Origin of the sequence: Neorhizobium sp. BETTINA12A, assembly GCF_023006485.1 — a bacterium.
Classification (GTDB): Bacteria; Pseudomonadota; Alphaproteobacteria; order Rhizobiales; family Rhizobiaceae; genus Neorhizobium.
On sequence record NZ_JALBGW010000211.1, the window covers coordinates 1 to 6,873 of the forward strand.

The 6,873-nt window shown below is 63.8% G+C and carries 7 protein-coding genes; 3 read left to right on the forward strand and 4 right to left on the reverse strand.

The features are described 5' to 3' along the window. The coding region (locus MOV61_RS27135) for a gamma-glutamyltransferase (protein ID WP_247138809.1) at positions 1–1,429 on the forward strand (1,429 nt) is incomplete at its 5' end. A gap of 11 nt (positions 1,430–1,440) precedes the next feature. Beyond that, positions 1,441–2,313, forward strand: a complete 873-nt coding sequence (locus tag MOV61_RS27140) for an N-formylglutamate amidohydrolase (RefSeq protein WP_247138810.1) — start codon at positions 1,441–1,443, stop codon at positions 2,311–2,313. Positions 2,314–2,372: 59 nt separating this feature from the next. Here MOV61_RS27140 and MOV61_RS27145 read toward each other — a convergent pair whose 3' ends face one another. Beyond that, positions 2,373–3,323, reverse strand: coding sequence for a dienelactone hydrolase (locus tag MOV61_RS27145; RefSeq protein ID WP_247138811.1), 951 nt, complete (start codon positions 3,321–3,323; stop codon positions 2,373–2,375). A 59-nt stretch (positions 3,324–3,382) separates the two neighbouring features. After that, entirely contained in the window at positions 3,383–4,141 is a 759-nt protein-coding gene (locus MOV61_RS27150) for an SDR family oxidoreductase (RefSeq protein ID WP_247138812.1), read from the reverse strand. A 101-nt stretch (positions 4,142–4,242) separates the two neighbouring features. On the opposite strand from MOV61_RS27150, the gene MOV61_RS27155 reads away from it, so the two are divergent. Then, positions 4,243–5,142, forward strand: coding sequence for an AraC family transcriptional regulator (locus MOV61_RS27155; RefSeq protein WP_247138813.1), 900 nt, complete (start codon positions 4,243–4,245; stop codon positions 5,140–5,142). Between the two features lie 97 nt (positions 5,143–5,239). On the opposite strand, the gene MOV61_RS27160 is transcribed toward MOV61_RS27155, so the two are convergent. Further along, positions 5,240–6,526: an SGNH/GDSL hydrolase family protein gene (locus MOV61_RS27160; protein WP_247138814.1), complete on the reverse strand. Its 1,287-nt coding sequence runs from the start codon at positions 6,524–6,526 to the stop codon at positions 5,240–5,242. 11 nt (positions 6,527–6,537) lie between these two features. Beyond that, on the reverse strand, positions 6,538–6,873 hold a 336-nt coding region (locus MOV61_RS27165; protein ID WP_247138815.1), incomplete at its 5' end, for an SDR family NAD(P)-dependent oxidoreductase.

Genomic DNA, 6,873 nt, shown 5'->3' on the forward strand with positions numbered 1-6,873 from the left:
GGCGGTCCTGTCAGCGGGCGGCAATGCCGTCGACGCTGCCGTGACCGCCGCCTTCACCTTGCAGACCGTCGAACCCTGGATGACCAGCCTCGCCGCCTGCGGTTACATGCTGGTCGCCCAGCCGGACGGAAAGGTCGAGGTCGTCGAATTCACAGGGCGCGTACCTTCCACTTTCGACGAGGAATTCTATAAGCCCGATCCCAGCATCAAGACCTTCATCGGCCACCCGGCTTCGATCGACAACCGCAATGTCCGCGGCTTTACCGCGGCCGTCGTGCCCGGATGCGTGCGAGGCTTCGCGGAAGCCTTGAAACGCTACGGCTCGATCGGCTTCGATCGCGTACTTCAGCCCGCGATCGATCGTGCCCGCAAGGGCATGTATGTCGACTGGCATACGACGCTGGCCATTGCGATCGCCGAAGGCGAGCTTGGCATGGATCCCGGCGCCCGTTCGATCTTCCTGCCGAGCGGCCATGCGCCGGAACCCGGCTCCACCCTTCCGCTCCACCAGCTCGCCCAGACGCTGGAGCAGCTCGCCAACGAAGGCCCGGATTCGCTTTATGGCGGCGCGATCGGCGAGAGGCTGGTCGCCGACCTCAATGCCGGCGGCAGCTCGATCACCCTGGAGGACATGGCCAGTTACGCCCCCCTCCTCTATCCGTCCCGAACCATGCCATTGCAGGGCAAGACCGTGCATGTGGCGGGGGAAACCAGCGCCGGCCAGCGGCTCTTCGACGCGCTCGATCACTTCGACAGGAAGCGCGGAAAAGGCCCGGTCGACGCTGGTTTCTTCACAGTCATGGCCGAAGCCCTCTGGGAAAGTTTCGGCGCTCATCGCAAACGCCTCAATCCCGCCGAGACGACCAACAAGACCAGCACGACGCAGGTCAATGCGGTGGATTCCGAAGGTCGTATGGTCGCGATCACCTTCACGCTGCTCAACCGTTTTGGCGCCCGCGCCCTGTCGCCCTCGACCGGAATCCTCTTGAACAACGGTATGTCCTGGTTCGACCCGACACCCGGCCGCGCCAACTCGCTGACGCCGAACGCCTATGCGCCGAGCAACATGTGCCCGGTGGCGATCACCGACGAACACGGGGCTTTCGCAGCCTATGGTGCGGCCGGCGGCAACCAGATCGTGCCGTCGCTAGCCCAGCTCACCGGCATGATCCTGCATGCCGGCCTCGACATCGAGGAGGCGATGAACCTGCCGCGCATGACGACCGGCCCGCACAACGACATCATCGTCAATGTCGACATGCCGGCCGAGCAGATCGAGGCCCTTGAAAAGATCGCCAAGGTGAAGCCAGCGGCAGCTGTCGTCTATCCCCGACCCTTCGCCGCTCCCGGCATGGTTGGGAGGCGTGGCAACGCCTTCATCGGCATGCCCGACATCACCTATCCGGCCGCCTACGCCGCCACAGCCTGAACGAGACCAAGATGACAGAGCTGACTTTTGCCCCCGTCGAGATCGACGGCGTTCTGAAGATCATTCCGCCGACGGCACCGGCCGTCCCGCTGGTGTTCGACTCTCCGCATAGCGGCCTGACACTGCCGGATTTCGAGCGAACAGTTTCAGACGAACTGGTGCGCGTCGCCTCCGACACCTATGTGGACGACCTTTTCGGCTTTGCGCCGTCGCTCGGCGCGCCGCTGCTGATCGCCCATTTCCCGCGCAGTTTCCTTGATCTCAACCGGTCATTGAAGGATGTCGACCTGCAAATGGTCGAAGGCGAATGGCCTCACCCAACCCGCGACAGCGCCTCGGCCCGCCGCGGCATGGGGCTCACCTGGCGTTACGCCTGGGGCGATACGCCCATGTACGGGCGCAAGTTGACGGTGAAGGAGCTGGAAGACCGCATCGACACCTATTGGCGGCCCTACCACCGCGAAATGGTACGGCTGCTGGACGAGACCCATGCGGCCTTCGGCAAGGTCTATCACGTCAACTGCCACTCGATGCCGGCGATCGGCCATGTGCTCTCGCCCGATCCCGCCGGCACGGTCCGCAAGGATATCGTGGTCGGCGATTACGAGGGCGTGTCGAGCGAACCGGATTTCGTGAGACTGGTCGTCGAGACGCTGGAGGGCTTTGGCTATTCGGTATCGCTCAACGTGCCCTTCAAGGGTGCCGAACTGGTCTCGGCCTATTCCGCGCCGGCCAGGAACCGGCACAGCATCCAGATCGAGCTCAATCGACGGTTATACATGAATGAGGAAACCCGCGAAAAGATCGAGGGCTATGACGAGGTGAAGGCCAATCTCGCCAAGCTCGGTGCGGTCATGCGCGACTACGTCATCCGCGGAAGCTGAGAAGTATCGTGCGGCGTCGGGAAGATCAGATCCGACACGCCGGCCCCTGGACGAGCAGATCAAGCCGGCCCGATTTTAAGGCCAACATGCGCAAGCGAGGCCGCGGGACCGTTCAAGGCACCGCACGCCTCCGTCCAGGCGATCGGATCGATTGCCAGGGCGGTCCGCAGCCAAGCGAGGGTCATGCGCCTGGTGGTTTCCAGCGTTTCGGGCATTTCTGCCTCCGTTTCGCGTGCGTCCAGTCCGGCGATCCCGCCAAGCCCATGCCCCGCCCCATGCAAGGTCAACAGCGCTTCTGCGCCGGGACCATCGTAAAAGGCATCGGCGTGCCATTCGGGGCCGCGTGAGGTGAAATGCGGATCGTCGGCATCACCGCAGACGACAAGGCTGCGTGCCGCCAACCTTGAGAAATCGACATCGAAGAAGGGAAATCGGCGCGCGTTCTCCTCGGTCATGTCTTTGCCGCCGCGCCCCGGAGCAGCCAGCAGGATGCCCGCTGAAATACGCGGATCGGAAAAGCTCTCACCATCCAGTGTCGCTCCCAGGAGGAGGCCGACGGTGTGGCCGCCGAAGGAGTGACCTGCCGCCGCGACCCGAGTGGAGTCCAGCCGCCTAGCAATGGCCGGTGCCTGACGCTCGACCTCGTCCATGCGGTCGAGAATAGCCGTCATTTCACCTGCGCGCTCACGCCAGAAGAAAGGGGCACCCGGCGCGTCGGCAGGCAGGCCTCCAACCCGGGAGCTCGCATGCGTCGGCTGGATCACCGCCAGGCCGCGTTCCGCCCAGAACTGGGCAAGCGGAGCATAACCGTCCTTCGACGGGATGTAGTTGGAAGGCCCGAAACCGTGCGACAGCAGCACGACGGGCAGGTTATCGCCGGCCGCCGGCGCGGTGAGACGCAGTTCCAGCGGCTGGCGGCCATCCATGGGCAGGTGGATGGGGGTGTAGGCCACGGTGAGGCTGGCGTCGGGCGCAGGGATATGGCGGGCGAGATCGATCAGGTTATTCATGGTTTGGAATGTCCTTGGCCGAGAATCCGAATGTCCTTCGGCGACTGGGATGGTCCGCCTCAGCCGGCAGAGAGACCTGCTTCGCGGAACCAGGTCTGGGCATCGGCGCCGGCGGCAATCCGCATCGGCGCGTCAGGTTCCGTCACCGCACGCCAGACAGCCTGCGCCACATCTCCCGGCGTCGTCACCCCGCTCCCGGAGCGCAGCTCCTGGAGATAGTCGTGAACAAATGCGCTGTAAGGCTCGGGAATATCCATTCCCATGCGCGCCATGGCATTCTTCCCGAACCCTGTCGTCGGCGCCGAACCGGGCAACACCAGCCGCGCACGCACCCCGAACAATGCGGCCTCCAATGCCAGGCTCTCGGTAAAGGCGTTCAATGCAGCCTTGCTGGCGCTGTAGACGGAAAGCGCCGGCAGCGGCCTGATGGTGACGCTGGAACTGACATTGACGATGACGCCCGAACCGCGTGCGCGAAGCTGCGGCAGGACGGCCTTCGTCATGGCGATCGCGCCGAAGACGTTCGTCTCGAACAGCTCGCGGACTTTCCCCATGTCGGCGCCCTCCAGGACGTTCAGCATGCCGACCCCGGCATTGTTGACCAGAGCGTCGATGGCGCCCGCCGCTTCCACGGCCTTCGCGATGCTATCCGCGTCCGTGACGTCCAGGGGAAGGATGTTAAGCCGGTCGTGGCTCGGCAGCAGATCTTCGCGCGGTCTCCGCATGGTCGCGACGACCTCCCATCCCCCAGCAAGAAAGGTCTCCGCGATGGCGAGACCAAAACCGGAGGAGCATCCTGTAATGAGTATCTTGGACATCTGTGCTTGTTTCCCGATGATGTGTGCCCTGAAGAGATGGACCAATCGGCATGGACTTTCTATATTCAATGATCCGGCATTGATTAGTGAAAGTCCGAATTATGTCCGACCCTCTCGCTGAAGTAGTGTCCCTGCTGAAGCCGAGCCCGTCGATATCGAAGCTGGTGACCGGAGGCGGTCGTTGGATCGTCGAACGTACCGAGCTCGGAAGTCCCTTCTACTGCGCCGTCGTCGAAGGCCGTTGCCGCCTCAGCGTCGCCGATCGCCAACCAATCCTGCTCACCGCGGGCGATTTCGTCCTGGTGCCGGATATCTACTCGTTCACGATGAGCAGCATGGACCTGCCATCTCGCGCTGCACCCCCGCAGCGTCTCGAGACAAGTCCGGGTGTATTCCGACTGGGGGATCCCGAGGCTCCGGTCGAGGTCAGGGCCATGGTGGGGCATTGTGCTTTCGCCGCTCGCGAGCGAACTCTGCTCGTCTCGCTGCTGCCGGAGGTAATCCATGTCCACGGCGAGGATCGGCTGACCACGCTGGTCGGGTTGATTCACGATGAAACGCGCAACGGTCGCATCGCCCGCGACATGGTGCTCGGCCGGCTGCTTGAAGTGCTGCTGATCGAAGCACTTCGCTCGTTCGGCGGTGAAACGGCTCCGCCGGGCCTGTTGCGCGGACTTGCCGATCCGCAACTGGCAGAGGCGCTGCGTCGTATTCACGACGATCCGGGCGGCAACATAACAGTGGCAGCCCTGGCGCGGGATGCGGCCATGTCGCGATCCACCTTTTTTGACCGGTTCCGATGCGAGGTCGGCGTAGCACCGATGGAATATGTAACGACCTGGCGCATGGCGCTGGCGAAGAAACTTCTTCGTCGTGATGTTGCGTTGGTCGACATTGCCCGACGCGTCGGCTACGGCTCGGCAAGCGCGTTCAGCGTGGCATTCAGCCGGCATGTCGGCACATCGCCCGGAGCCTATTCACGATACGCTCCGGATGAATGAAGGCGGCGGCAACTGGCGTTGATCTCGCGCTCCGGGAGCCTGCTTCCAGCCACGCCGCTTTAACGCTGCTGAGCGACTGTCGCCGTCGAGCGCGCCTCTAAAACCGTGACGGTGGAACAACCTGTCGAAGGACAGGTGCGGTAATCCGCATGGTCGCACGCGAAGTCGATGGCGCGAGGTGCAGGCAAAGTCTGAGGCGCAGGCCGTGCATGGAGGTCTTCAGCCGGATCGGCGGCGTTCGCAGCAGTCCCTTCCAGGCTTCACCGGGATAGGGGGCAAGTGTCCCCTCCCCGAGATCGAAGGGCGCCAGTGCCCGGGCGGTCAGCCCTTCCGGCGCCTGGTCTTGCAGCTCCAGCGAAATCTCGCGCCAGCCGTCATGCGCATCGACGTCCACCAGGCAGCTTGCCTGTACCCAGGCGCCGGCCGGTAGTGGATTGCGGTAGTCACGATCGAGAATATCGATGGAGGCCTGGCCTTCGGAAAGCGAAACTTGCCAACCGTCCTGGCCGTTCGTTGATCCGGCCAGTCGGTCGACCACCACATCGGATCCGGAAACGCTGACCCCGTCGCGACGCGATCCGATGCCGCAGACAGAAGGGTTGGGCAGAAGATTGCCCAGTGGATTGTTGACCGGATCGAACCTGTCGTCCGGTGCCGGGCGTCGGGCGCTTGGCGGGGAGAGGAACCTCGCCAGATAGGCGGCCAGCGCCTTGCCGACAGCGTAACCGCCGGGCACCGAGAAATGCGTTCCGTCGTCGGAGAACCCGGCCTGCGGGACCCCATCGGCCGAACTCCAGTCGACCCATGGCTCGTTCCAGTCGAAGACATGACACCCTGCCCGTTGCGCCGCAAAGGCCAGGCTCTTCTGGTTGATCCAATGCGCCTTTGCCCGTTCCGGACCACCGGCGGCCCATTTCTGCGTGCCGCGGGCGAGAATAGGCAGAAGGATGACCAGCTTGCCGGCACAAAGCAGCCGGTCGACGATCGCCTCGCGGGTTGCCTGGATCACTTCCTTGGTTTCGACCATCATGTCGTTCGTGCCGGCATCGACGATGATGAGGTCGAAGTCGAGCTTGAGCACGTCGTCCAGCCGAAGGGCGATGTCGCGGGCCTTCTGGCCCGAAACGCCCGCGTTCAATCCGCCGAAGCCGCGGGTGACGCCGACCCTGCCGCTCGGTTCCCAGCCCGGATGCACGAGAGGATCGTGAAACACGCCGATGTCGAGCCGGCCTGCCGAAAGCACCTCTGCCCAGGTGGCCCAGCCGCGCGCCGACGACCAGATATGTCGTTCGCCGGCATGGTGGTTCTGCTGGACAAGCGATGTTCCGAGCAACGCGATACGGCGGCCGTTGATCGGACCATTCATCGGGAATGTGGGCGTCATGTCTGCCGGCCTCACGAGAACAGGGTGCCACCATTGACGTCGTAGCAGGCCCCGGTAATGAAGGCTGCATCATCCGACATCAGAAAGGCGACGAGGCTTGCCACCTCTTGCGAACTGCCTTCGCGTTTCAAAGGCGTTGCGGCAGCGACGCGCTCGCGCACTTCGGGCTTGGTGAACGTATCGTGGAAGGTTGTGGAGATCATGCCGGGGCAAACCGAATTGACCCGGATCTTTGGACCGAGTTCCTTTGCGAGGGCCCGCGTATAGGTCATCACCGCGCCTTTCGAGGTCGCGTAGGCCAGCGCGCCGGGGCCGCCGCCGTCGCGCCCTGCCTGCGAGGCAAAGGT

Excerpts from the sequence above, each read along its gene's own strand:
- MOV61_RS27145 (WP_247138811.1), bottom strand. The coding sequence starts at position 3,323 with ATGAATAACCTGATCGATCTCGCCCGCCATATCCCTGCGCCCGACGCC.
- MOV61_RS27150 (WP_247138812.1), bottom strand. The coding sequence starts at position 4,141 with ATGTCCAAGATACTCATTACAGGATGCTCCTCCGGTTTTGGTCTCGCC.
- MOV61_RS27140 (WP_247138810.1), top strand. The coding sequence starts at position 1,441 with ATGACAGAGCTGACTTTTGCCCCCGTCGAGATCGACGGCGTTCTGAAG.
- MOV61_RS27160 (WP_247138814.1), bottom strand. The coding sequence starts at position 6,526 with ATGACGCCCACATTCCCGATGAATGGTCCGATCAACGGCCGCCGTATC.
- MOV61_RS27155 (WP_247138813.1), top strand. The coding sequence starts at position 4,243 with ATGTCCGACCCTCTCGCTGAAGTAGTGTCCCTGCTGAAGCCGAGCCCG.